Raw genomic sequence first — 23,328 nt, forward strand, 5'->3', positions numbered from 1 at the left:
AGTAGCTCGATGGAAAGTAGCTTAGTCGTAAGCTACTTTCCGTCAAGCTACTTTCTTGCCGGGAAGCGACCGGGTGCCGATACTGGGGAGATGACCGACAAGGACGCCGTCGACGCGATCATCGAGCAGTGGGCGGCGGTCCGCCCCGACCTGGACACCACCGCCATGGAGGTCTTCGGCCGCGTCTACCGGCTGTCCCGCGCCATGGGCGGCCGCGTCGAGGCGGCGTACGCGCGTTTCGGCATCGCGCGCGGCGAGTTCGACGTGCTCGCGACGCTGCGCCGCGCGGACGCCCCGTTCAGCCTCTCGCCGCGCCGGCTGTCGGAGACGCTGATGCTGACGACGGGCGGGATGACGGGGCGGCTCGACAAGCTGGAGCGGCGCGGCCTGGTGCGCCGCTCACCGGATCCGCACGACCGGCGCGGCCTCCAGGTCACCCTCACCGAGGAGGGCCTCGCACTCGTGGACGAGGCGGTGGGCGCCGGGCTCGCCGTGCAGAAGCAGGCACTGGAAGGCGCGCTCGACGCGGACCAGGCCGAGCAACTCACCTCGTTGCTCCGCCAGTTGCTCACCACAGCGGCGTCGGTCGACTAGCCCTCCAGGTAGGCGAGGACGGCGAGCACGCGCCGGTTGTCGCTCTCACCCGGGTACAGGCCGAGCTTGGTGAAGATGTTGCCGATGTGCTTGGCGACGGCCTTCTCGGTGACGAACAGGGACTCCGCGACGCCCGCGTTGGACCGGCCCTGTGCCAGCAGTCCCAGCACCTCGCGCTCGCGCGCCGTCAGGGAGCCGAGGCGCCGGTCGCGCACCTTGCGGGCGAGCAGCTTGGAGACGACCTCGGGGTCCATCACCGTGCCGCCGTCGGCGACCTGGCCGATGGTGGCCAGGAACGCGGCGCCGTCCGTCACCCGGTCCTTCAGCACATAGCCGACGGCGCCCGCGCCGTCGGCCAGCAACTCCCGCGCGTACAGGGGCTCCACGTACTGGGAGAGCAGCAGCACCGGCAGGCCCGGCACACGTGCGCGGGCCGCGAGCGCCGCGCGCAGGCCCTCGTCGCCGAAGTCCGGCGGCAGGCGTACGTCGACGATCGCGACGTCCGGTTTCTCGGCGACGAGGGCGCCCAGCAGGTCGGGCCCGTTGTCCACGGCAGCGGCGACCTCGTGGCCGTACGCCGCCAGGAGCCGGATGAGACCGTCCCTCAGCAGGAAGTGGTCTTCGGCGACGACAACGCGCACGGCACCTCCATCGAGATCTGGGTCGGCCCGCCCGCCGGGCTGTGGACGGCGAGGATCCCGTCGAAGGTGGCCAGGCGCCGCTCGATGCCCGCGAGGCCGCTGCCGCGCGCCGGGTCGGCGCCGCCGCGGCCGTCGTCGGTGACCCCGACCCGCAGCAGCCCGCCCACCGCGTCGTAGGAGATGTCGATCCACAGGCGGGCGGCGTCCGCGTGCTTGGCGGCGTTGGTGACCGTCTCGGCGACCGCGAAGTACACGGCGGACTCCACGGGCGGCTCCGGGCGGGCCGGCAGCTCGACCGTGACCTCCGTCTCCAGCGGGCTGAGCAGCGCCAACGACCGTACGGCGTCGGCGAGTCCGCGGTCGGCGAGGACCGGCGGGTGGATGCCGCGGACCAGGTCGCGCAGTTCCTTCAGCGCGGCCGACGACGACGCCCTGGCCTCGGCGAGCAGCACACCCGCGGCCTCCGGGTCGTCCTTGAGGCGGTGCTCGGCGGCGTCCAGGGTCATGCCCATCGCCACCAGGCGGGCCTGCGCGCCGTCGTGCAGGTCGCGCTCGATGCGGCGCAGTTCGGCCGCCGAGGTGTCCACGGCGTCGGAGCGGGTCGCGGCGAGGTGGGCGATGCGGGCGGTCATCATCTCCTGCGAGCTGGGGGTCAGGGTGGCGCGGACGAAGCGGCTGTGCAGGGCGACGGCGGCGGGCGCCGTCGCCAGGCCCGTCAGCACGAGGACCGCCCCGCAGACGGCCGCCAGCGCGGCGGCCGTACCGTCCGTCACCTCGAACCCCGTGTACCAGAGGCTGCCCCTCAGGTTCGCGTTGCGCGCCGTGAGCGACGGCCCGAACGCGGCCAGGAAGAAGCCGTAGAGGCCGTACAGGACGAGCGAGAGGGGGGCGCAGACCAGCAGGCCGGCGGGGCAGGAGTGCAGCGCGGTCCACCGCCAGCCGCGCACGTCGCGCGGGTCGCTCATCAGCCACTTCCAGCGGGCCGCGAGTTCCAGGGGCGGCCTGCCGCGCGGCGCCGGGGGCCGGGGCGGCGATGCGACGGGGGTGCCGGACCAGGCACCGGCGAGGGAGCGCTGCCGGTCGGTGAGGCGGTGCATGCCCGCGACGGACCAGCGCAGCAGCCCCGGCAGCGGGAGGAGCGCGGCCGTCACGGCCGTGGTCGTCCAGTGCATGGCCGCCACCCAGAGCCACGCCTGCTGATGGCAGCGCCTGATCCCCGTGAACGCCTTCATGATCCCCAACTCCCCGTCTCGTTCCGGCTAGCGCAACGAGTATCCGGCGAACTCCCCGGGGAAGTCGGTGGACTTAACTCCCCCTTCCGCCAGCGCGTCCGTCGCCCAGGCCGCGTATCCGTCGGGCCGCACGAGCAGTGCCGTGCGCCGCCCGCTCGCCCAGTGCGCGACCCGCACGGCGCCGCTCTTGTACGTCTCCCCCTGGGGCAGGATCAGCACGAACTCGCCTGCGCGCAAGGCCTCGTAGAGCCTGGTGCCGCCGTCGAGCGCGATGTCGGGGACCCGCCTGCCGACCAGCGCGTGGGCCCCCCTGGGCGCCGGATAGCGGACGCCGATGCCGGTGACCTGGCCGACGGCGCGGGTACGGGCCGGGCCGATCCGGCCGATGACCCCCGTGAGCACGGCGCGGCCGGCGCGCGTCCACGGGCGCTTGGCCATCGCCATCCGTACGATGCCGCCGCTGCTGCGCAGCACGGCCCGGCCGACGGGGTGGCGCTCGGCCTCGTAGGTGTCCAACAGGGTTTCCGAAGCGCGGCCGTTGAGGACGGCGGCCAGCTTCCAGCCCAGGTTCGCCGCGTCCTGGAGCCCGGTGTTCATGCCCTGGCCGCCGGCCGGTGTGTGCACGTGCGCGGCGTCCCCGGCGAGCAGGACCCGGCCCACCCGGTAGTGCGGTGCCTGGCGTTCGTCGCTGTGGAAGCGGGACATCCAGCGGGCGTCGTGCATGCCGAAGTCGCGGCCGAGGGCGAGCCGGACGATCTCCCTGATCTCGTCGAGGCCGAGGGGTTCGTCGTCGGGGACGTCGTGGGCGCGGTTCCAGCCGATGACGCGGTGGTAGCCGTCGCCGAAGGGCGCGATGAAGGCGAAGGCGTCGCCGACGGTGTTCACCGTGAGCAGGTCCTGCGGCTGCTCGGCGAGCCGTACGTCGGCGAGGACGACCGAGCGGATGACGGACCGGCCGGGGAAGGGCAGCCCCACGGCCCCGCGCACGGAGCTGCGCATGCCGTCGGCGCCGACGACGTACGCGGCGCTCAGCTCGCCGGGTTCGCCGTCGCCGCGCCGGACCTGGAGGGTGACGCCGTCCGCGCCCTGGACCAGGCCCGTCACCTCGGTCTCGTACGCGAAGGAGACCCCGGCCTCGACGGCCCGCCGCTCCAGGGCCTTCTCGACCTCGTACTGGGGCAGGACGAGCAGGTGGTTGAAGCGGGAGGGCAGGACGGTGAGGTCGATGGTGAGCCCGCCGAAGAGGCGGAGCCGGCCGAGCGGCTTGCCGAGGGACTCGATCTCGTCGGCGAGGCCGCGCGCGTCGAGCTGTTCCAGGGTGCGGGCGTGCACGACGAAGGCGCGGGAGAGGTTGCTGATCCCGTGCGGGCGCTTCTCTACGAGGGTCACGTGGACGCCGGCGGCTGCCAGGTCCCCGGCGAGCAGCAGGCCCGTGGGGCCGGAGCCGACGACGATCACGGAGTGCGCGGTGCCGTTCATGGGGCCTCCCAGGGCCGGAGTCAGCACAGGTGGGTCGACGCTTGTCGGCACCGTAGAACCGCCGTGCCGTCGCGCGCGACGCACGGATCGGTCCGCCCATGATGATGCGCCACTTCGGCGGCGAGGAGGGCCCGCTCCCCAAAAGGTCTGCCCATGGAACGCGTCGAGGGCACCCGCCGCGGCTGAGCCGTGGCGGGCGCCCTCGTCGGGAGTGTGCGGGTCAGCCCTGCTTGGGCTGCTTGCGGGACTTGTCGCCGAGGATCACCAGACCGGCGATGATCGCGAAGATGGCGAGCGGAGCCACGACGAACAGGCCGATCGTGTCGATCGCGCTCAGGCCGGGTCCCGGGTCGTCACCGTCGTCGCGCGTGAGCGCGAGCGCGGGGGACGACATGAGCAGCATCATCAGCGTCGTACCGGAAGCCAGGGCGCCGGCGCGCAGGGCGTTCTTCTTGTCCACGGTGCCAACGTAGCGAACGCCTAAACGGTCCGCGCGTCCGGGGGGCCTGTAAGAGGCACATCGGGCGCCCGGAACACGCTGAGCAGGGCGTGTGCGCGCGGGGAAGCGGCGATGTCCTCCAGGGTGACGGGGCGGCCGTCGGCGTCGGCGACGGGAAGCCGCCAGTTGGGGTACTCGTCCCACGTCCCGGGCAGATTCTGCGGGCGCCGGTCGCCGACCAGGTCGGGCAGCCAGATCCCCGTCATCCGGGCCGGGGTGCGCAGCAGGAAGCGGTGGACGGCGCGGACCGACTCCTCCTCGTCGCCGGGCGCGCCCGCGAGGAGGCCGAGCCGGGCGAACAGGCCGAGCCATTCGGCGACCTCCGCCGCCGCCTCGGCCGGGGTGGCCGTGGAGAGGCCGAGTCGTTCACGCAGGCGCACGTCGTCGCCGGTGAGCCGGGCCGCGGTGGACGGCAGGTCGTGGGTGGTGGCGGTGGCCACGCAGTCCGTGCGCCACCGCTCGGCGGGCACGGGCGGCGCCCCCGGGGCGTCCCAGTCCCGCTCGAACCAGAGCACGGAGGTGCCGAGCACCCCGCGCGCGTGCAGCGTCTCGCGGACGCCGGGCTCGACCGTGCCGAGGTCCTCCCCGATGACGTACGTGCCCGTGCGCGACGCCTCCAGGAGCAGCACCGCGAGCATGGCCTCGGCGTCGTAGTGGACGTAACAGCCCCCGGTGGGCGCCTCGCCCTCGGGGATCCACCAGAGCCGGAACAGGCCCATGACGTGGTCGATGCGGACGGCGCCCGCGTGCCGCATCAGGTCGTGCAGGAGGGCGCGGAAGGGGGCGTAGCCGGTCTCGGCGAGGCGGTCGGGGCGCCAGGGCGGCAGGCCCCAGTCCTGGCCCCGCGCGTTGAACGCGTCGGGCGGGGCGCCCACGCTCATGCCCTGCGCGAAGACGTCGCGCTGCGCCCAGGCGTCGGCGCCGCCGGGGTGCACGCCGACGGCGAGGTCGTGCACGAGCCCGATCGGCATGCCCGCCTCGCGGGCGGTGTGCTGGGCGGCGGCGAGCTGGGTGTCGGTGAGCCAGGCGAGCCGGCTGTGGAAGTCGACGCGGTCCATGGCGTCCCGCCGGGCGCGGGCGGTCTCCGGCGAGCGCGGGTCCCGGAGCGCGGCGGGCCAGGTGTGCCAGTCGGGGCCGTGCCGCTCGGCGAGCGCCTGATAAGTGGCGTGGTCCTCCAGGGCGGTGCCCTGCTCGGCGAGGTAGTCGCAGTAGGCGGCGCGGCGGCCGGGGGTGAGCGGGACGTCCCGGACGAGCGTCTCAAGGACCGCGCGCTTCAGCGCCCAGACCGCGTCCCGGTCGATCAACTCCCCCTTGCGGAGGACCGCTTCGCGCAGGGCCGCGGCCTCGCGGTCCCGGCCGGGCACGTGCGCGTACTCGGGGATGTCCTCGATCCGCAGGTGCACGGGGTCGGGGAAGCGGCGGGAGGAGGGTCGGTACGGGGAGGGGTCCATGGCGCCGTCGGGCGCGGCGGGGACGGCCGCGTGCAGCGGGTTGACCTGGAGGAAGCCGACGCCGTGGGTGCGGGCCGACCAGGACGCCAGATCGGCGAGGTCGGCGAGGTCGCCCATGCCCCAGGAGCGGGTGGAGAGCAGGGAGTACAGCTGGACCAGCAGGCCGTGGCTGCGGCCCGCCGGGAGCGGGGCGGCGGGCGGGGCCACGACGAGGTGGGCCTCGGTGCCGCTGCCGTCGGGGTCCTCGACCCGTAACCGGTGCACGCCGGGCGGTGGCGGCACCGCCGGGTCCCAGGCGGTGAACTCCCGCGCGCCTTCGGGGCGGAGGGCGAGCCGGGCCCGGTCGGGCAGTGCCCGCAGCCAGTCGGGGGTGGAGCCGTCGGACCAGAGCACGACGGTCGGCGGCACCGGGCGGGCGGCGAGTTCGGCCTCCCGGGCGGCGAGCGCGCCCGGGGCGTCCGCGGCCACGCCGAGGGCGGCGAGGGCGGCGGTCAGCGCCGCGTCGGAGGCCCGGACGGTGCTGTCCGGTGACGGGGAGTAGGAGGTGGCCACGCCGTACAGCTCGGCGAGCCGGGCCAGGCTCACCCCGCGGCCAGGCCGCTCGGAGTGGGCTCGGAGGTCAGCGGCAGCTCGTCGGAGAGCGGCGGCTCGGAGGTCAGCGGCGCGTAGTCGGCAAAGGCCGGTTCGCTGGTCAGTGGCAGTTCGGAGGACGACGTCGTCGTGTTGTCGGTGCCGTAGAGGGTGTCGATCCCGGTCAGCGGGTCCGTCACGGACAGCACGGGGTCCGCGTGTTTGGACAGGGCCGAGAGCAGAAGCTGAGCCGATGCGGCCACGGGGGCCTCCTTCATCAAAGGGGGTCGTGAGTCGGAAGGCCTACCCAGAGATCCCCGGCCCAGACCTGTTCGACCGGGCAACGTGTTGTTGGTCACATTGTGAATGACAAGAGGAAATTGACCAAAGGGCATCAGAGACAGGAAGAACTCCTTCCAGCCGCGGGCTTTGACACCCGACCCCGTTGAGTGGTGGGGTCGGTACCCACTGTGACCCCCTTTGCAGGAGAGGTATGCCGTGCAGCTGCGGCGCAGGAGGACGGCGGCCGCCGTCGCGGTCGCCGTCATCGCGGGGACACTGGGCGGCGCGGCCGGTGCGGTGGCCGTGCCCGAGGTGCCGGGCACCTCGGCGGACGACACGGCGGCGGAGTCGGGCCTGCCGTCGGTGTGGCCGCGGCCCCGGTCGATGCGGGCCTCGGAGCACGGGGTGACGGTGCCGGACTCCCCCGGCGCCGTGGCCCTGGCCGTCTCCCCGGGCAGCGACCCGTACGCGGTGGACGCGCTGCGCACGCTGCTGCGCGGGGCGGGCGCGCGGGCCGTCCGCGAGGTCCACGCAGCCGACGAAACCGACGAAGCCCACCGGGCGCCCGGCGCCGGGCTCGTCGTCACGGTCGGCCACCGCCGGGATCTGCCCGCGGGCGGCTACCGGCTCGCGGTGGGGTCCGTGGCCGGGCGGCCGACGGTCGCGCTGGAGGGCGTCGGCGGCGACGGACTGTTCCACGCGGTGCAGACGCTGCGGCAGCTGACCGAGGGGCGCGTGATCGCCGGAGTGGTCGTACGCGACTGGCCGGGCACGGCGGTACGCGGTCTGACCGAGGGTTTCTACGGCACACCGTGGACGACCGAACAGCGTCTGGCGCAGCTCGACTTCATGGGCCGCACCAAGCAGAACCACTATCTCTACGCGCCGGGCGACGATCTGTACCGGCAGGCGCGCTGGCGCGAGCCCTACCCGGCGGCGCAGCGCGCCGCCTTCCGCGAACTGGCCGCACGGGCCCGCGCCAACCACGTCACGCTCGGCTGGGCGGTGGCCCCCGGTCAGGCGATGTGCCTGTCGTCGGCGGCCGACATCAAGGCGTTGAGCCGCAAGCTGGACGCGATGTGGGCGCTCGGCGTGCGCGCCTTCCAGCTCCAGTTCCAGGACGTGTCGTACAGCGAGTGGCACTGCGCGGCGGACGCCGAGGAGTTCGGCTCGGGGCCGGAGGCGGCGGCGCGGGCACAGGCGCGGGTCGCGAACGCGGTGGCGGAGCAGCTGGCGGCCCGCCACCCGGACGCCGGGCCGCTGTCGCTGATGCCCACCGAGTACTACCAGGACGGCGCGACGCGGTACCGCACGGCGCTGGCGCACGCGCTCGACGGCACGGTGCAGGTGGCGTGGACCGGGGTGGGCGTCGTGCCGCGCACCATCACCGGCGGCGAACTGGCCGACGCACGAAGGGCGTTCGGCTCGTCGGGCGCGGCGCATCCGCTGCTCACGATGGACAACTACCCGGTCAACGACTACGCGGTGGGCCGGATCTTCCTCGGCCCGTACGCCGGCCGCGATCCGGCGGTGGCCACCGGCTCGGCCGCCCTGCTGGCCAACGCGATGCAGCAGCCTGCCGCCTCCCGCGTCGCGCTCTTCACGGCGGCGGACTACGCCTGGAACCCCCGCGACTACCGCCCCGAGCAGTCGTGGAAGGCGGCGGTCGACGATCTCGCGGGCGGCGACGGGACGAGGGCGGCGGCCCTGACGGCGCTGGCGGGCAACGACGCCTCCTCGGTCCTGGGCGCGCGGGAGTCCGCCTACCTGAGGCCGCTCGTCGCCGCGTTCTGGCAGGCCCGTACGGAGACGGACGCGGCCCGCGCCGAAACGGCCCGCGCCCTGCGCGCAGCGTTCGGCGCGATGCGCACCGTCCCGGAGGCGCTGGCGGGCACAGAACTCGGCGCCGAGGTGCGCCCCTGGAGCGACAAGCTGGGCGACTACGGGCGGGCGGGCGAGGCCGCCGTCGACATGCTGGACGCGGCGGCGCGCGGCGACGGCACGGCGGCCTGGGCGGCGGCCCGCCGTCTGGAGCGGCTGCGTACGCGGCTCGCCGGGCACCGCGTCACGGTCGGGGAGGGCGTGCTGGCCCCGTTCCTGAAGAAGGCCGAGGCGGCGTTCGCGGCGTGGGCGGGGACCGGCCGGGCGGATGCGGCGGCGGGCGCGCGGGCCGGACTCCCGCGCGTGCGGGCCCTGTCCACGGTCACGGTGCTGAGCAGCCCCGGCACGCGCGGCACGGTCGAGGCGCACGTCCCCGGCGCGGGCTGGCGGCAACTCGGCGCTCTCGCGGACGGCGGCTTCACGGAACTGGACGCCGGAGGCGTCCGCGCGGACGCGGTCCGGGTGCCGGGCGCGCCCGGCACCGCCGTCGACCACGTCGTCCCCTGGTACGCGGACGCCCCCGCCGCCACCCTCTCGCTCGCCCGCGCCGAGACGGACGCCGAGATCGGCGGCAGCCCCCAGCGGGTGACGGCGCACCTGACTGCTCAGCGCCCGGCGGACACGCGGGGCAGCGTGACGGCGACGGCCCCGTACGGCATCAGGGCGCAGGCCCCGGCGGAGTGCGAACTCCCGCGCGGCACGCGGGTGGACGTCCCCGTGGAGATCACGGTCCCCGGGGACACGCCGGCCGGGGTGTACGAGGTCCCGGTCGCCTTCGGCGGCCAGACCCGCACGGTGACGGTCCGCGCCTACCCGCGCACCGCGGGCCCCGACCTGGCCCGCACCGCCACCGCGTCGTCCTCGGCCGACGAGACCCCGGACTTCCCGGCGAAGGACGCCAACGACGGCCGCGCCGCGACCCGTTGGTCGTCCCCGGCGCGGGACGGCGAGTGGTGGCAGGCCGGGTTCACCGGGCCGGTCCGGCTCGGCCGGGTGGTCCTGCGCTGGCAGGACGCGTACGCGACCCGGTACCGCGTCCAGACCTCCGCCGACGGCCGCACCTGGCGCACGGCGGCGACCGTGCGGGACGGGCAGGGCGGCCGGGAGTCGGTGCGGATGGACGCCGGGGGCGTGCGGTTCGTGCGGATCGTCGGGGACGCGCGGGCGACGGAGTACGGGATCTCGCTGTGGTCGGTGGAGGCGTACGCCGTGGCGAGCCCGCGAGGCTGAGTGTGGCGGCCGCGAACCGGTCGCCGGGGGCCGGTCGATAGACGGGGTGTGAGACTGTTCCGCCCCATGGGGGCCGACCGAGACGACCGGGCGCTGCTGCGGGCCGTCGCCCGGGGCGACGCGGATGCGCTGGCCGCCCTCTACGACCGGCATTCCGGCTGGCTGCACGTCCGGCTGAGCCGGCGCTGCGACGACCCGGAGACGGTGCGCGAGGTGCTCCAGGACACGTTCCTCGCGGTGTGGCGTTCGGCGCGGGCGCACCAGGGCGGTGAGGCCGGCGGCTGGCTGTGGACGATCGCCGCGCGCCGCCTCGTCGACGCGCAGCGCGTCCGGGCGCGGGCCGACCGGGTCGAGCCGCCCGAGGCCGGGTCGGCGCCGTCCGCCGAGGACCATGTGCTGGCCGGGCTCCAGTACGGCGACGTGGGCACCGCCCTCGACCGGATCTCGCCCGAACTGCGCGACGTGCTGCGGGCCACCGTCGTCGACGGCCTGACCACCCGGGAGGCCGCCCGGCTGCTCGGCATACCGGAGGGCACCGTGAAGACCCGCGCGCAGCGCGCCCGCCGCGAACTGCGCGCCGCACTGGCCGCGTTGGCGGCCTCCGGACCGCTGGAACCCTCGGGAGGCATCGCATGAGCGGCCACGATCTGAACGGGTTCGCCGCCTGGCACGTGCCGGACGGCGTCGCGGCCCGGTACGTGGACGGCGTGCTCCCCGAGCCGGACTGCTGGTCCGTGGAGCGCCATGTGGAGGACTGCGCGTCCTGTGCCGTACGGGTGTCGGGCGCGGCCCGCGCCGGGGCGGCGGGGCCGGTCCTGGCGGACGTACGGGCCGTGCTCCTCGCCGAGGTGCGCGCACCGGAGCCCGTGCGGGTCCCGGGCGCCCGGCGGCTCGGGCGGCTGTGGTGGAGCGTGGGCCCGGCGCTGCGCGGCCCGTGGCTGATCGCCCTGTTCGTGGTGGCGGCGGGCGCGGTGGCCCTCGCGTACGGCACCGGGTCCGGGGCGGCCGGGCCGCTGCTGCTGGCGCTCGCGCCGCTGGTGCCGCTCGCCGGGGTCGCGCTGTCGTTCGGGCGGCACGCCGACCCGCTGCACGAGATCGCCGCGTCGACCCCGGCGGGCGGTCTGCGGCTGCTGCTGGTCCGAACGCTCGGCGTCCTCGCGGTGAGCCTGCCGTTGCTTACGGCGGCGGGGCTGCTGCTGCCCGGACCACACGGCCCGGGCCCGGGTCCTGCCGCCTGGCTGCTGCCGGGCCTCGCGCTGACCCTGGCCGCGCTCGCGCTCGGCGGCTACGTGGGCTGCCGGGCGGCCACCGGCACGGTCGGCGCGGGCTGGGCGGCCGCGGTGGCGGTGCCCACGGCCACCACGCCCCGGGGCCTCTCGGTCCGCCTCGCGGAACAGCTCTCCCTCTACTTCGACGGCCCCGCGGCACAGGCGAGTTGGGCGGCGGCGCTGGTCGCGTGCGCCGCGCTGATCGCCGTACGCCGGTCCGCGTACGACCACTTGGAGACGATGTGAGCACGACGACCCTCACGACGGGAACGGCGCCGGTACGGGTGTCCGGCCTGACCGTCCGGCACCGCAGGACCACGGCCCTCGACGCCGTCGACCTGGACTTCGGCACCGGGGTGCACGGGCTGCTCGGGCCCAACGGAGCGGGCAAGACCTCCCTCATCCGCGTCCTCGCCACCGTGGCCCGGCCCACCTCGGGCCGCGTGGAACTGTTCGGCGGCGACCTGGGGAACGCCCGCGAGCGGCGCGCGGCCCGGCGTCAACTCGGCTACCTGCCGCAGGACTTCGGCTACTACCCGGGGTTCACGGTGCGCGAGTTCGTGGCGTACGTGGCCTGGCTGAAGGAGATACCGGCCGCGGAGACGGGGGCGGCTGTGGAGCGGGCCGTCGAGCGGGTCGGCCTCGGCGACCGTATCGACGCGAAGCTCAAGACGCTGTCCGGCGGCATGGTGCGGCGCGTCGGCATCGCGCAGGCCGTCGTGAACAGCCCGCGGCTGCTGCTGCTCGACGAGCCGACGGCCGGACTGGACCCCGAGCAGCGCGTCGAATTCCGTTCGCTGCTGCGGGAGTTGGGCGAGGAGTCCACCGTCGTCGTCTCCACGCACCTGGTGGAGGACGTGGCGGCGGCCTGCACCGGGGTCACCCTGATCGAGCGCGGCACGATCGCCTACCGCGGCACCCCCGCGTCCCTGGCCGCCCTCGGCCGCGACGGCGACGAGGCCGACGGCAACGCCATCGAGCGCGGCTACACGACGGCGCTGCGCGTCCACCGGGGCACGGAGGCGGGCCGATGAACGCGCCGCTCCTCCTGGCGGACCGTCCGGCCACGAAGGCGGCCCCGCGCCGCCCGGCGCCGCACCCGCTGCGGGCCGAGCTGCTGCGCGGCCTGGCACCCTGGGCGGGGCTCGCCCTGGCGGTGGCGCTCGGGGCGTACCTGTACAACACCTCGGAGACGTGGCAGGGCAGTTGGACCGACACGCTGAGCGTCCTGCGCGCGGGCGGTGTCATCCTCGGCGGTCCGCTCGCCCTCGCGGCGGGCTGCTGGCAGGGCGGCCGGGAGCGGCGGCGCGGCACGGACGTGCTGCGCGCGACGGCGGTGCGCGGGCCGCTCGCCCAACTACTGATGGCCGCGCTGCCGTTGGCGTGCTGGCTGGTCGCGGCGTACGTGCTGACGTTCGTCGGCGGGGTGCTCGCCAGCCGCCCGTACGCGACGCCGGGCGGCTTCACCCCGACGGCGTTCGCCGGTTCGGCCGCCGTGCTGGTGGCCTGCGCCCTGACCGGGCACGTCGTCGGCGCGCTCGTGCCGTGGCGGCTGGCGGCGCCGCTGCTGGGGGTCGTGGGGTACGGGCTGTTCGGTGCGGCCGGCACCACCGAGAGCGTGCTGCGCTTCCTCGGCCCGGCACCCGAGGGGTTCCGGCGCAGCGTGGTGCTCGAGTGGTGGCATCCGTTCCTGACCGCCGGGTGGTTCCTCGCCCTCGCGGCGGCCGCGGTGCTGGCCTGCGCGGCCCGCCGCCGGACCGCGCTGGTCCCGCTGGTTGCGGCAGCCGTCGCGGGCACGCTGCTCGTGCAGGTCGGGGACGGTCTGTCCCGCCCCGACCCGCGCGCGCACCGGCAGGTGTGCACGACGGACACGGCCCCGCAGATCTGCGTGAACGGGACCCGCGCCCGACAACTCCCCGAGGTCACCGAGGCCCTGCGGCCCCTCATCGACCGGCTGAAGGGTGTGGAGAACCTGCCCGTGCGCTTCGAGGACCTGCCGGGCCGCCCGGACGCGGACGAGGCGTCGCTGCCGATGCTCTCGCCGCTGGGCTGGTATCTGGTGCGCGGACGGATCGTCGAGGCCGAACAGTTCCGGTGGGAGGCGGCGACGATCCTGATCGGCGGCTCCGACTGCCCGTTCGTCCGGAGAGAACCGGCAAAGGTCGCACTCGTGGACGACGCCGTGACTCGCTGGCTCGCGCCGAGCCACATAAGCGACGAGATCCGCAGGCAGAGACTCAAGATCGCCCGCGCCAACGGCGACAAGGCAGACCTGCGTCGCCTCAAGACTGAACAGCGCGCCTACGACCACCTGCGCACCATGTCCCCCGCCGAACGCCGCGCCTGGCTGTCCCGCTACTTCGCACAGGACCGCTGCGGCCGCACCGACAGCGAGGTGCCGTCCCTGTGAACGCCACCGCCCTGCACCCCTTCGCCCTGTACGCCCGCTCCCGGGCCGTGCCGATGACGGTGGCCGCCCTCGCCGCCACGGCGCTGTTCACCCTGTGGGCGGCGACGCGCCCCGACACGTACATGGACCCGTACCGGCGGGTCCCGCTGCTCGCCCTGGCCCCGCTGTTCGCCTCGGCGGCGATCGGAGTCAGCACCCACGAGTACGCGCGGGAACTGGACCGCACCGCCGTGCGCCGCTGGTGGCCGCCGCGGCTGGCCCATCTGCTCGCGCTGACCGCACTGGCCGCGGCGCTCCTCGCACTCGCCCTGCCCGGCAACGTCCAGGAGTTCGGCGCGGCCGCCATGGTCCGCAACACGTTCGGCGCCACCGGGCTCACGGCCGTCGCCGTGGTGCTCATCGGCGCCCGCCTGAGCTGGCTGCCGACGATGCTGTACATCGGCGCCGTCTATCTGTCGTACTCCAACCCGCGCCTGCACGGCGCGACGATGCTGACCTGGCCGATGCAGCCGGGGCCGCAGCGCGGGGCGTGGGCGGTGGCGCTGGCCGCGTTCGTCGTGGGGGCGGCCCTGTACGCGCGGATGGGGGCGCGCGGCGACCGGAGTTAGGACTCCCGTCACGTACGAGGAGGGGGCGGCCGGAATGATCTCCGGCCGCCCCCTCCTCGTGACGGTGCCTACTTCTGCAGCGGCGACGCGGCCAGCGACTGCGGTGAGGTGGCGGAGGCGTACGCCGACGGCGCGGCCATCCCGGCCGTCGGGTCGGCGGCCGGTTCGTCGACCGCGACCGGGGCGCCGCCCACGATCCGGATGCCCGCCTCGTCGAAGGCGCGCTTGATGCGCCAGCGCAGCTCGCGCTCGACAGTCAGGGCCTTGCCGGGCATGGTCTTGGCGGAGACCCGCACCACCATCGAGTCCAGGAGGACGCTGTCGAGGCCGAGGACCTCGATGGGGCCCCACAGCATCTCGTTCCACGGCTCGGCCTTGCTCATGGCCTCGCCCGCCTCGGAGAGCACCGTCTTCACCTTGTCGAGGTCCTCGTCGGCGCGGACGGTGACATCGACACCGGCGGTGGCCCAGCCCTGGGAGAGGTTCCCTATCCGCTTGACCTCGCCGTTGCGCACGTACCAGATCTCGCCCTCGGCGCCGCGCAGCTTGGTGACGCGCAGGCCGACCTCGATCACCTCACCGGAGGCGACCCCGGCGTCGATGGTGTCCCCGACCCCGTACTGGTCCTCCAGGATCATGAAGACGCCCGAGAGGAAGTCGGTCACGAGGTTGCGGGCGCCGAAACCGATGGCGACACCGGCGACTCCGGCCGAGGCGAGCAGCGGGGCCAGGTTGATGTCGAAGGTGCTGAGGATCATCAGGGCGGCGGTGCCCAGGATCACGAACGACGCGACGGAGCGCAGCACGCTGCCTATGGCGTGCGAGCGCTGGCGGCGCCGCTCCACGTTCACCAGCAGGCCGCCGAAGGCGGTGCCGTCCACGGCCTGCACCGTGCGGTTCATGCGCTCGATCAGCTTGGTGATGGCCCGGCGTATCACCACGCGCAGCACGGCGGCGATGACGACGATCAGCAGGACCCGCAGGCCGACGGCCAGCCAGTCGGACCAGTTCTCCTCGACCCAGCTGGCGGCCTGGCCGGCCTGCTCCTGGGCGTCCTTGAGCGTGGGCTGCTGCTGGCTGCCCGTGTCATTGGCGGCCGACAGGACGGACAAGATCACGGCAGGTACCTCCAGGCGTTGCCTCTGCCCGCCACAGGGCGGCACGGCTCGGGGACAGGAGCGGGCAGGCCCACCACACTAACGGGGCATTGTGTGCGGATCATCGAGATGTTCGGCGGAGAGACGGTGCTCACCCGCGTCCGCCCCGGTCGCGCCCCGGACGGCGGTGAGATGTGGTCGAAAACACTTCAAGGCCGTTACGCGGACATGGTGGCGCCATGACCAGCGATGAGGGGAGACTGACTACCAGATCGTCCCGGCGCGAGCCACGCGCCGCCGGCGTACAAGGAGGCATTCCGTGCCGCATGTCCTGGTCCTCAACGCGTCGTACGAGCCCCTCGGCGTCGTACCGCTCCGCCGCGCGCTCGTACTCGTCCTGGAGAACAAGGCCACTTGTCTCGAGGAGTCCGGCGCCTTCATGCACAGCGCGACACGCACCGTCCCCGCACCCAGCGTGGTCCGGCTCAAGCGGTTCGTCCGGGTTCCCTACCGGGGCCCCGTTCCTCTGACCCGGCGTGCGCTGTTCGCCCGTGACGGCGGCCGGTGCATGTACTGCGGTGGCGTCGCAACCAGCGTCGACCACGTCATCCCGCGCAGCCGCGGGGGCCAGCACGTCTGGGACAACGTGGTGGCGTCGTGCCGCCGCTGCAACCACACCAAGGCCGACCGCCATCTGGTGGAGATCGGCTGGCGCCTGCGCAGCAAGCCCGCTCCGCCGACGGGCCTGGCCTGGCGCATCATCGGGACCGGACATAGGGACCCGCGCTGGCTGCCGTACTTGCAGCCATTCGGCGCGGACGAGGCCCTGGCCCGGATCGAAGGCGTTTCCGCCTGACAATCGATCCGGGTCTTTGTGTTGACGGGCCGGTACGGGTCCGTCCGGTCAGGGCGGCCGCCCGAGCCGGACGGACCCATGCCCCAGGGCCTGCCATCCCCACCCCATGATCCTCATTCACCCCCGGCCGGGCCGCGTGCGGTGAGCCTCGAAGTAACGAGTTGGCCAACCAGGGGGCGTCGCCTATTGACGCCCCCTTCACCTGCGTCTTAGGTTCCTCGCACCCAATAGGAAACTTTCCTAACAGTGGATGCGACACCACGAGGAGGCAGCACGACGATGGCCGCTACCCCGGGCACCCCCAGCGTGCTGCGTGCGATGAACGACCGTTCCGCCCTCGATCTCCTCGTCGCCCACGGCCCCCTCACCCGCACCCGGATCGGCGAACTCACCGGCCTGTCCAAGCCGACGACCTCGCAGATCCTCGGGCGGCTCGAAGCCGCGGGCCTGGTGCGCACCACCGGCAGCCAGAGCGGCCGCCCCGGGCCCAACGCCCTGCTCTACGAGATCGCCCCCGGCGCCGCGCACGTCGCCGCCCTGTCCGCCGACCCGACCGGCATCACCGCGGTCGTCGCCGACATCACCGGCGCCGAGCGCGGCCGGGCCCGGATCGAGGCCGTCGCCGTCGCGGAGGACGTGCGCCACCGCACCGCGCAGCTCGTCAGCGAGGCCGTCGACGGCGCCCTGGACCGGGCCGGGCTCGGCCACGACGACCTGACCGCGACGGTCATCGGCACCCCGGGCGCCATCGACCCGCACACCGGCCAGCTGCGCTACGCCCCGCACCTGCCCGGCTGGCACTCGCGCACCCTGCGCGCCGAGCTGGCCGAGGTGCTCGGCACCCCCGTCTCCATCGAGAACGACGTCAACCTCGCGGCCCTCGCCGAGCAGCACGAGGGCGCCGCCCAGGACCACGACGACTTCGTCCTCGCCTACGTCGACGAGGGCGTCGGCGCCGCGATCGTGCTCGGCGGCGTCCTGCTGCGCGGCGCGACCGGCGGCGCGGGCGAGATCGGCTACATGCCGCTGCCCGGCGCCCCGCTCGCCCGCGGCGGCGACTCCGTGCACGCCCGCAACGACGCGGGCGGCGGCTTCCAGTCGCTGGTCGCGGCCCCCGCGATCCGCCGGCTCGCGGGCGGTGTCGAGGACCTGGCCGAGGCGCTCGGCGACGTCGAGGTCCTCGACGAGGTGGCCCGGCGCATCGCCACCGGCCTCGCCGCCGTCGTCGCCGTCGTCGACCCCGAACTCGTCGTGCTGTCCGGGCAGGTCGCCCAGGCGGGCGGCGACGCGCTGCGCGAGCGCGTGGAGCGGGAACTCACCGGACTCGCCCTGCCCCGGCCCCAGTTGCGCACCAGCGACCTGGCCGACGACCCCATCCTCACCGGCGCCCTGCGCATCGCCCTCACCCAGGCCCGCGACACCGTCTTCGACACCAGCGGCGCCTGACCCCCGTACCCCCGCACCGCCCCTCCCCCGTCCCCATCCACGTAAAGGACGTTCGCCATGCCGCGATGGCGCATACCCCTGCGCGCACCCGTGGTGCTCGCCGCGACCGGACTGCTGCTCGCCGGCTGTGCCAATCCCAGTACCGGGAGCGCCGACGACGATCCGACGAAGCCGGTCACCATCAAGTTCTGGCACGGCTGGTCGGCGTCCGGCGAGGTCAAGGCGATCAACGACTCGATCGCCCGCTTCGAGAAGCTCCACCCGAACATCCATGTACAGGCCACCGGCAACGTCTCGGACGCCACCGTCAACCAGGCCCTGCGCGCGGGCGGCGACGAAGCCCCCGACGTCGTCTCGTCCTTCACCACCAACAACGTCGGCCAGTACTGCGACTCCGGCATGTGGGCCGACCTCGACCCGTTCATGAAGAAGACCGGGCTCGACAAGAACAAGGTCTTCCCGAAGTCCCTTCTGAACTACACGAGTTACAACGGCAATCAGTGCGCCCTGCCGCTGCTCGCGGACGCCTTCGGCATGTACTACAACAAGGACGCCTTCAAGGAGGCGGGCATCACGCACCCGCCGAAGACGATGTCCGAGTTCATCGCCGACTCCAAGAAGCTGACGAAGAAGAAGGGCACCTCGTACGAGCGGGTCGGCTTCATGCCGAACTTCCGGCTCTACCAGAACAGCCCCGACCGGCTGTTCGCCCAGTGGGGGCCCACCTACTTCGACAAGGACGGCACGTCCCGCCTGTCCAAGGAACCGGCGTCGTACGACTACTTCAAGACGACGAAGAAGCTGATGGACGCGCAGGGCGGCTACAACGCCCTGGAGCGGTTCCGCACGTCGTTCGGCGACGAGATGTCGAACCAGAACGCCTTCCTCAGCGGCAAGCTCGCCATGCACCTCGACGGTGAGTGGCGCGGTCTGATGCTGAACGACTCCAAGGCGAAGTTCGACTGGGGCGTGGCCCCGCTGCCCGTCCCCGACGACCAGGCCGACGCGTACGGGCGCGGCTATCTCACCGGCACCGTCGCCGGCATCGCGCACAGCAGCAAGCACCAGAACGCGGCCTGGGAGCTGGTCAAGTTCCTGACCGCGGACACCGACCAGGTCGTGAAGTTCGCGAACGCGATCCACAACGTGCCCTCGACGAAGGCGGCCCTCAAGTCGCCGAAGCTGGACGCCGACCCGGCGTTCCGCACGTTCCTGGACATCGCGAAGAACAAGTACAGCCAGGTCATGCCCCCGTCGACGAACGGCGGCATGTACGTCGTGCAGCTCCAGGACTTCTCGTACACCGAGGAGGCGGGCAAGGTCCCGAACCTGAAGAAGGGGCTCCAGCGCCTCGACAAGCTCATCGACGCCGACACCCTGCAGTCGCAGAACTGAGGACCCGCGCATGGCAATCGCACTCTCCCGGCCCGCGCGGCGCAGACTGCGCACCCTGGGCTTCCTGTCCCCCTGGCTGATCGGGTTCAGCGCCTTCTTCGCGTACCCGCTGCTGGCCACCGTCTACTTCTCGTTCATGCACTACAACCAGATCAAGGCGCCCACGTTCGTGGGGCTGCGGAACTGGAAGTACGTGTTCCAGGACATGCCGCTGTTCGGCCCGGCCCTGTGGAACACGCTGTGGCTGGTCGTGATCATGGTGGCGCTGCGGGTGGTCTTCGGGCTCTCGCTCGGCCTGCTCGTCACGAAGATCAAGAGCGGCGTCGGCTTCTTCCGGACCGCCTTCTACCTGCCCTACCTGGCCCCGCCGGTGGCCGCCACCGTCGCCTTCGTCTTCCTGCTCAACCCCGCGACCGGTCCGGTCAACGAGGTGCTGAGCAAGATCGGCATCGAGGGCCCGAACTGGTTCAACGACCCGACCTGGGCCAAGCCGTCCCTCGTCCTGCTGTCCCTGTGGGGCATCGGCGACCTCATGGTCATCTTCATGGCCGCGCTGCTCGACGTACCGAAGGAGCAGTACGAGGCCGCCGAGCTGGACGGAGCGGGCGCGTTCTCGAAGTTCCGGTACGTGACCTGGCCGTCCATCACCCCGATCGTGATGTTCGCGGTCGTGACGGGTGTCGTGCAGACCATGCAGTACTACACGCAGGCCCTGGTCGCCGGGAAGATCGCCTCCGGCGTCTCCATCGGCCCCGGCTCGGTCATCCAGCCCGGCTACCCGGACCACTCGACCCTCACGGTCCCCCAGCTCGTCTACTCGATGGGCTTCCAGAACTTCAACACCGGCGCGGCGTGCGTGCTCTCGCTCGTCCTGTTCGTCATCGCGATGGCCGTGACCATGCTGCTCATGCGCAAGCGCTCGGGCCTGCTCTCGGCGGAGGACTGATCCATGACCACCACCACCCTGCGCCCGGCGGCGCGCCCCGACGCCACCGCCACGAGAGACGACGGGCCGGGCCGCCCGCGCCGCAAGGAGATCCTCAACTGGATCGCCGTGCACAGCATCGCGATCGCCGTCGCGCTGCTGTTCGTCCTCCCCTTCGTGTTCGTCTTCCTCACCTCGGTGATGGCCGACGACCAGGCGATGAGCGGCGACCTGTGGCCCAACTCCTGGCACTGGGAGAACTACAAGACCGTCTTCGAGACCGACGGGTTCCTCCTCTGGTGGCGGAACTCGATCTTCTACGCGGTCGTGGGCACCCTGTTCACGGTGTGCTCGGCGGTCCCCGTGGCCTACGCGCTCGCCAAGTTCCGGTTCCGCGGGCGCCGCACGGCGATGATCCTCGTCATCTCGACGATGATGCTGCCGCCGCAGGTCATCGTGATCCCGATGTACCTGGTGTGGGCCCAGCAGTTCCACCTCTCCGGCACGCTGTGGCCGCTGATCATCCCGATGGCGTTCGGCGACGCGTACTCGATCTTCCTGCTCCGTCAGTTCCTGCTGACGATCCCGAAGGAGTACATCGAGTCGGCGAAGGTCGACGGCTGCGGTGAGCTGCGGACCCTGCTGAAGATCGTGGTGCCGATGGCCAAGCCGGGCATCGCCGCGATCGCCCTGTTCCAGTTCTTCTACTGCTGGAACGACTACTTCGGGCCGCAGATCTACGCGGCCCAGAACCCGGCTTCCTGGACGCTGAGTTACGGTCTCGAATCCTTCAAGTCCGCGCACAGCGTCAACTGGAACCTGACGATGGCCGCGACACTTCTGGTGATGGCGCCGGTCTGCATCGTCTTCTTCTTCGCACAAAAGGCCTTCGTCGAGGGTGTCACCCTCACCGGAGTAAAGGGCTAAGGACGGTTATTCGGTAATGAAGCTCGCAGTGGTCGGCGGAGGGTCGACCTACACTCCCGAACTCATCGACGGCTTCGCCCGGTTGAGGGACACCCTGCCCATCGAGGAACTGGTCCTGGTCGACCCGGCGGCCGACCGCCTGGAGCTGGTCGGCGGCCTCGCCCGCCGGATCTTCGCCAAGCAGGGCCACCCGGGCGTCATCCGCACGACGTCCGACGTGGACGCGGGCGTCGCCGACGCCGACGCGGTCCTGCTCCAGCTGCGCGTCGGCGGCCAGGCCGCCCGCAACCAGGACGAGACGTGGCCGCTGGACTGCGGCTGCGTCGGCCAGGAGACGACCGGCGCCGGCGGCCTCGCGAAGGCGCTGCGCACGGTCCCGGTCGTGCTCGACATCGCCGAGCGCGTACGCCGCGCCAACCCGAACGCCTGGATCATCGACTTCACCAACCCGGTCGGCATCGTGACCCGGGCCCTGCTCCAGGCCGGGCACAAGGCCGTCGGCCTGTGCAACGTCGCGATCGGCTTCCAGCGCAAGTTCGCCAAGCTGCTCGACGTGACGCCCTCGCAGGTCCACCTCGACCACGTCGGCCTCAACCACCTCACCTGGGAGCTGGGCGTGCGCCTGGGCGGCCCGGAGGGGGAGAACGTGCTGCCGGGGCTGCTGGCCGAGCACGGCGACGCGGTCGCCGACGACCTGCACATGCCGCGCGAGGTCGTCGACCGGCTCGGTGTCGTGCCGTCGTACTACCTGCGCTACTACTACCAGCACGACAAGGTCGTCGAAGAGCTGCGCACGAAGCCGTCGCGGGCCTCCCAGGTCGCCGAGATGGAGCGGCAGCTCCTGGAGATGTACGGCGACCCGGCGCTCGACGAGAAGCCGGAACTGCTCGCCAAGCGCGGCGGCGCCTTCTACAGCGAGGCGGCCGTGGATCTGGCGGCGTCGCTCCTCGGCGGTGGCGGCTCCCCCTACCAGGTCGTCAACACCTACAACAACGGCACGCTGCCCTTCCTCCCCGACGACGCCGTCATCGAGGTGCAGGCCGCCGTCGACGGCAAGGGCGCCCGCCCGCTGCCGGTGCCGACCCTCGACCCGCTGTACGCGGGCCTCATCGCCAACGTCACCGCCTACGAGGACCTGGCCCTCGACGCCGCGCTGCGCGGCGGCCGCGACCGCGTCTTCAAGGCGCTGCTCGCACACCCGCTCGTCGGCCAGCTGACGTACGCGGAGCAGCTCACCGACCAGCTGATCGCGCACAACCGGGAGCACCTCGCGTGGGCATGACCGTCCTTGCCGTGGACGCGGGGAACAGCAAGACCGACGTCGCGGTGGTCGCGGCCGACGGCCAGGTCGTCGGCGCGGCCCGCGGCGGCGGGTTCCAGCCGCCCCGCGTGGGTGTCGAGGCCGCCGTGGACGTCCTCGCGGACGCGGTCGGCCGCGCGCTCGCCGAGGCGGGGCTCGACGCGGTGGGCCATGTGTCCGCCTGTCTGGCCAACGCCGATCTCCCGGTGGAGGAGCGGGAGCTGGCCGCGGCGCTGCGGGCGCGGGGCTGGTCGTCCAGCGTTGACGTGCGCAACGACACCTTCGCCGTGCTGCGCGCCGGACTCCTTGAGGACGCCGAGCCGCGCGGGGTCGCCGTCGTCTGCGGCGCGGGCGTCAACTGCGCCGGGATGCTGCCCGACGGCCGTACGGCACGTTTCCCCGCCATCGGCAAGATCTCCGGTGACTGGGGCGGGGGTGGCGGCCTCGCCGAGGAGGCCCTGTGGTTCGCGGCCCGCGCCGAGGACGGCCGCGGTGAGCCGACGGCCCTGATGCACGATCTCCCGGCGCACTTCGGGCTCGGCTCCATGTACGCGCTGATCGAGGCGCTGCACCTGGGGCGGATTCCGGTGCAGCGGCGGCACGAGTGCGCTCCGGTGCTGTTCGCCACGGCGGCGGGCGGGGATCCGGTGGCCCGGGGCCTGGTGGACCGGATGGCCGACGAGGTGGTGGCCATGTCCACGGTGGCGCTGCGCCGGCTTGACCTGCTGGATGCTGAGGTACCGGTGCTCCTTGGCGGCAGCGTCCTGGCTGCCCGCCACCCGCAACTGGACACCCGGATCCGCGATCTGCTGGCCGCCCGCGCCCCGAAGGCCGACCCCCGAGTGGTCACGGAACGCCCGGTGCTGGGTGCCGCCTTGCTGGGCCTGGACACAGTGGGAGCACCCCCGACGGTGCACGCGAAGGTCCGGGCCCACTACACCCTCTAGCCCCGCGGCTCTCGTCGTGGCTGCTCGCGCAGTTCCCCGCGCCCCTGATCGGGTTGTCGGTCCTGCGCGCGCCGGTGGCCGCTTCTCGCGCAGTTCCCCGCGCCCCTGAGGCAGGCGCTACGCGCCGCCTCCCCCTGAGGCTGCGCTCCGCGCGCCTCTCCTCAAGGGCCGGTGGCGCGCCTCTGACGAGGGGCGGGTGGCGCGCCCCTGATGAGATGGCGCACGAAGTGCGCATCTCAGGGGCGCGGGGAACTGCGCGAGAAGCGGCCACCGGGCCGCAGATGAAGAAC

Annotated in this window: 21 protein-coding genes; 14 read left to right on the forward strand and 7 right to left on the reverse strand. The window is 73.2% G+C overall.

Annotated elements, in window-relative coordinates:
* Window positions 1-90: 90 nt before the first annotated feature.
* The gene (locus tag ACFVDP_RS42355) at window positions 91-594 is read left to right on the forward strand and encodes a MarR family winged helix-turn-helix transcriptional regulator (protein ID WP_383502771.1); all 504 of its coding nucleotides are present in this window, start codon (window positions 91-93) and stop codon (window positions 592-594) included.
* On the opposite strand, the gene ACFVDP_RS42360 is transcribed toward ACFVDP_RS42355, so the two are convergent.
* From ACFVDP_RS42360 to ACFVDP_RS42385, 6 genes are all read right to left on the reverse strand, one after another.
* Window positions 591-1,235, reverse strand: coding sequence for a LuxR C-terminal-related transcriptional regulator (locus tag ACFVDP_RS42360; RefSeq protein ID WP_383502773.1), 645 nt, complete (start codon window positions 1,233-1,235; stop codon window positions 591-593). The two genes, ACFVDP_RS42355 and ACFVDP_RS42360, sit on opposite strands and share 4 nt — an antisense overlap.
* On the reverse strand, window positions 1,199-2,467 hold the full coding sequence (locus ACFVDP_RS42365) for a sensor histidine kinase (RefSeq protein ID WP_383502775.1): 1,269 nt from the start codon (window positions 2,465-2,467) through the stop codon (window positions 1,199-1,201). Before ACFVDP_RS42365 ends, ACFVDP_RS42360 begins: the two co-directional genes overlap by 37 nt.
* A 27-nt stretch (window positions 2,468-2,494) precedes the next feature.
* On the reverse strand, window positions 2,495-3,946 hold the full coding sequence (locus tag ACFVDP_RS42370; RefSeq protein WP_383502778.1) for an FAD-dependent monooxygenase: 1,452 nt from the start codon (window positions 3,944-3,946) through the stop codon (window positions 2,495-2,497).
* A 220-nt stretch (window positions 3,947-4,166) separates the two neighbouring features.
* Window positions 4,167-4,406 carry a hypothetical protein gene (locus tag ACFVDP_RS42375; protein ID WP_383502781.1) on the reverse strand — a complete coding sequence of 80 codons (240 nt, stop codon included), beginning with the start codon at window positions 4,404-4,406 and terminating at the stop codon, window positions 4,167-4,169.
* 20 nt (window positions 4,407-4,426) lie between these two features.
* On the reverse strand, window positions 4,427-6,481 hold the full coding sequence (gene malQ / locus ACFVDP_RS42380; RefSeq protein WP_383502784.1) for a 4-alpha-glucanotransferase: 2,055 nt from the start codon (window positions 6,479-6,481) through the stop codon (window positions 4,427-4,429).
* Window positions 6,478-6,729, reverse strand: coding sequence for a hypothetical protein (locus tag ACFVDP_RS42385; RefSeq protein WP_383502787.1), 252 nt, complete (start codon window positions 6,727-6,729; stop codon window positions 6,478-6,480). The genes malQ and ACFVDP_RS42385 overlap by 4 nt, the downstream gene beginning before the upstream one ends.
* Window positions 6,730-6,964: 235 nt before the next feature.
* Here ACFVDP_RS42385 and ACFVDP_RS42390 point away from each other — a divergent pair, with 235 nt between their 5' ends.
* The 6 genes from ACFVDP_RS42390 (at window position 6,965) to ACFVDP_RS42415 (ending at window position 14,145) form a co-directional block, all read left to right on the forward strand.
* Window positions 6,965-9,859 carry a beta-N-acetylglucosaminidase domain-containing protein gene (locus ACFVDP_RS42390; protein WP_383502790.1) on the forward strand — a complete coding sequence of 965 codons (2,895 nt, stop codon included), beginning with the start codon at window positions 6,965-6,967 and terminating at the stop codon, window positions 9,857-9,859.
* Window positions 9,860-9,925: 66 nt separating this feature from the next.
* The gene (locus ACFVDP_RS42395; RefSeq protein WP_383502793.1) at window positions 9,926-10,495 is read left to right on the forward strand and encodes an RNA polymerase sigma factor; all 570 of its coding nucleotides are present in this window, start codon (window positions 9,926-9,928) and stop codon (window positions 10,493-10,495) included.
* On the forward strand, window positions 10,492-11,373 hold the full coding sequence (locus tag ACFVDP_RS42400) for a zf-HC2 domain-containing protein (RefSeq protein ID WP_383502796.1): 882 nt from the start codon (window positions 10,492-10,494) through the stop codon (window positions 11,371-11,373). The genes ACFVDP_RS42395 and ACFVDP_RS42400 overlap by 4 nt, the downstream gene beginning before the upstream one ends.
* Complete coding sequence (locus ACFVDP_RS42405; protein WP_383502798.1) at window positions 11,370-12,161, forward strand: ABC transporter ATP-binding protein; 792 nt, start codon at window positions 11,370-11,372, stop codon at window positions 12,159-12,161. The genes ACFVDP_RS42400 and ACFVDP_RS42405 overlap by 4 nt, the downstream gene beginning before the upstream one ends.
* Window positions 12,158-13,537 (forward strand): hypothetical protein, encoded by a 1,380-nt coding sequence (locus ACFVDP_RS42410; protein WP_383502801.1) that lies wholly within the window; start codon window positions 12,158-12,160, stop codon window positions 13,535-13,537. The genes ACFVDP_RS42405 and ACFVDP_RS42410 overlap by 4 nt, the downstream gene beginning before the upstream one ends.
* Window positions 13,534-14,145, forward strand: coding sequence for a hypothetical protein (locus ACFVDP_RS42415; RefSeq protein WP_383502804.1), 612 nt, complete (start codon window positions 13,534-13,536; stop codon window positions 14,143-14,145). The genes ACFVDP_RS42410 and ACFVDP_RS42415 overlap by 4 nt, the downstream gene beginning before the upstream one ends.
* A gap of 68 nt (window positions 14,146-14,213) precedes the next feature.
* On the opposite strand, the gene ACFVDP_RS42420 is transcribed toward ACFVDP_RS42415, so the two are convergent.
* A complete protein-coding gene (locus ACFVDP_RS42420; RefSeq protein WP_383502807.1) occupies window positions 14,214-15,263 on the reverse strand; it encodes a mechanosensitive ion channel family protein in 1,050 nt (349 codons plus the stop codon).
* Window positions 15,264-15,561: 298 nt separating this feature from the next.
* Between ACFVDP_RS42420 and ACFVDP_RS42425 the strand changes: the two genes are divergently transcribed.
* From ACFVDP_RS42425 to ACFVDP_RS42455, 7 genes are all read left to right on the forward strand, one after another.
* Window positions 15,562-16,098, forward strand: a complete 537-nt coding sequence (locus ACFVDP_RS42425; protein ID WP_383502810.1) for an HNH endonuclease — start codon at window positions 15,562-15,564, stop codon at window positions 16,096-16,098.
* Between the two features lie 279 nt (window positions 16,099-16,377).
* On the forward strand, window positions 16,378-17,544 hold the full coding sequence (locus ACFVDP_RS42430) for an ROK family protein (RefSeq protein WP_383502813.1): 1,167 nt from the start codon (window positions 16,378-16,380) through the stop codon (window positions 17,542-17,544).
* 57 nt (window positions 17,545-17,601) lie between these two features.
* On the forward strand, window positions 17,602-18,939 hold the full coding sequence (locus ACFVDP_RS42435) for an ABC transporter substrate-binding protein (RefSeq protein WP_383502816.1): 1,338 nt from the start codon (window positions 17,602-17,604) through the stop codon (window positions 18,937-18,939).
* Window positions 18,940-18,949: 10 nt separating this feature from the next.
* Entirely contained in the window at window positions 18,950-19,885 is a 936-nt protein-coding gene (locus tag ACFVDP_RS42440) for a carbohydrate ABC transporter permease (protein WP_383502819.1), read from the forward strand.
* 3 nt (window positions 19,886-19,888) lie between these two features.
* Complete coding sequence (locus tag ACFVDP_RS42445) at window positions 19,889-20,791, forward strand: carbohydrate ABC transporter permease (RefSeq protein WP_383502822.1); 903 nt, start codon at window positions 19,889-19,891, stop codon at window positions 20,789-20,791.
* Between the two features lie 16 nt (window positions 20,792-20,807).
* On the forward strand, window positions 20,808-22,073 hold the full coding sequence (locus tag ACFVDP_RS42450; protein ID WP_383502825.1) for a 6-phospho-beta-glucosidase: 1,266 nt from the start codon (window positions 20,808-20,810) through the stop codon (window positions 22,071-22,073).
* Window positions 22,070-23,038, forward strand: coding sequence for an N-acetylglucosamine kinase (locus ACFVDP_RS42455; RefSeq protein WP_383502828.1), 969 nt, complete (start codon window positions 22,070-22,072; stop codon window positions 23,036-23,038). Before ACFVDP_RS42450 ends, ACFVDP_RS42455 begins: the two co-directional genes overlap by 4 nt.
* Window positions 23,039-23,328 lie beyond the last annotated feature (290 nt).

Origin of the sequence: Streptomyces sp. NPDC057694 (genome assembly GCF_042799415.1) — a bacterium.
Classification (GTDB): domain Bacteria; phylum Actinomycetota; class Actinomycetes; order Streptomycetales; family Streptomycetaceae; genus Streptomyces.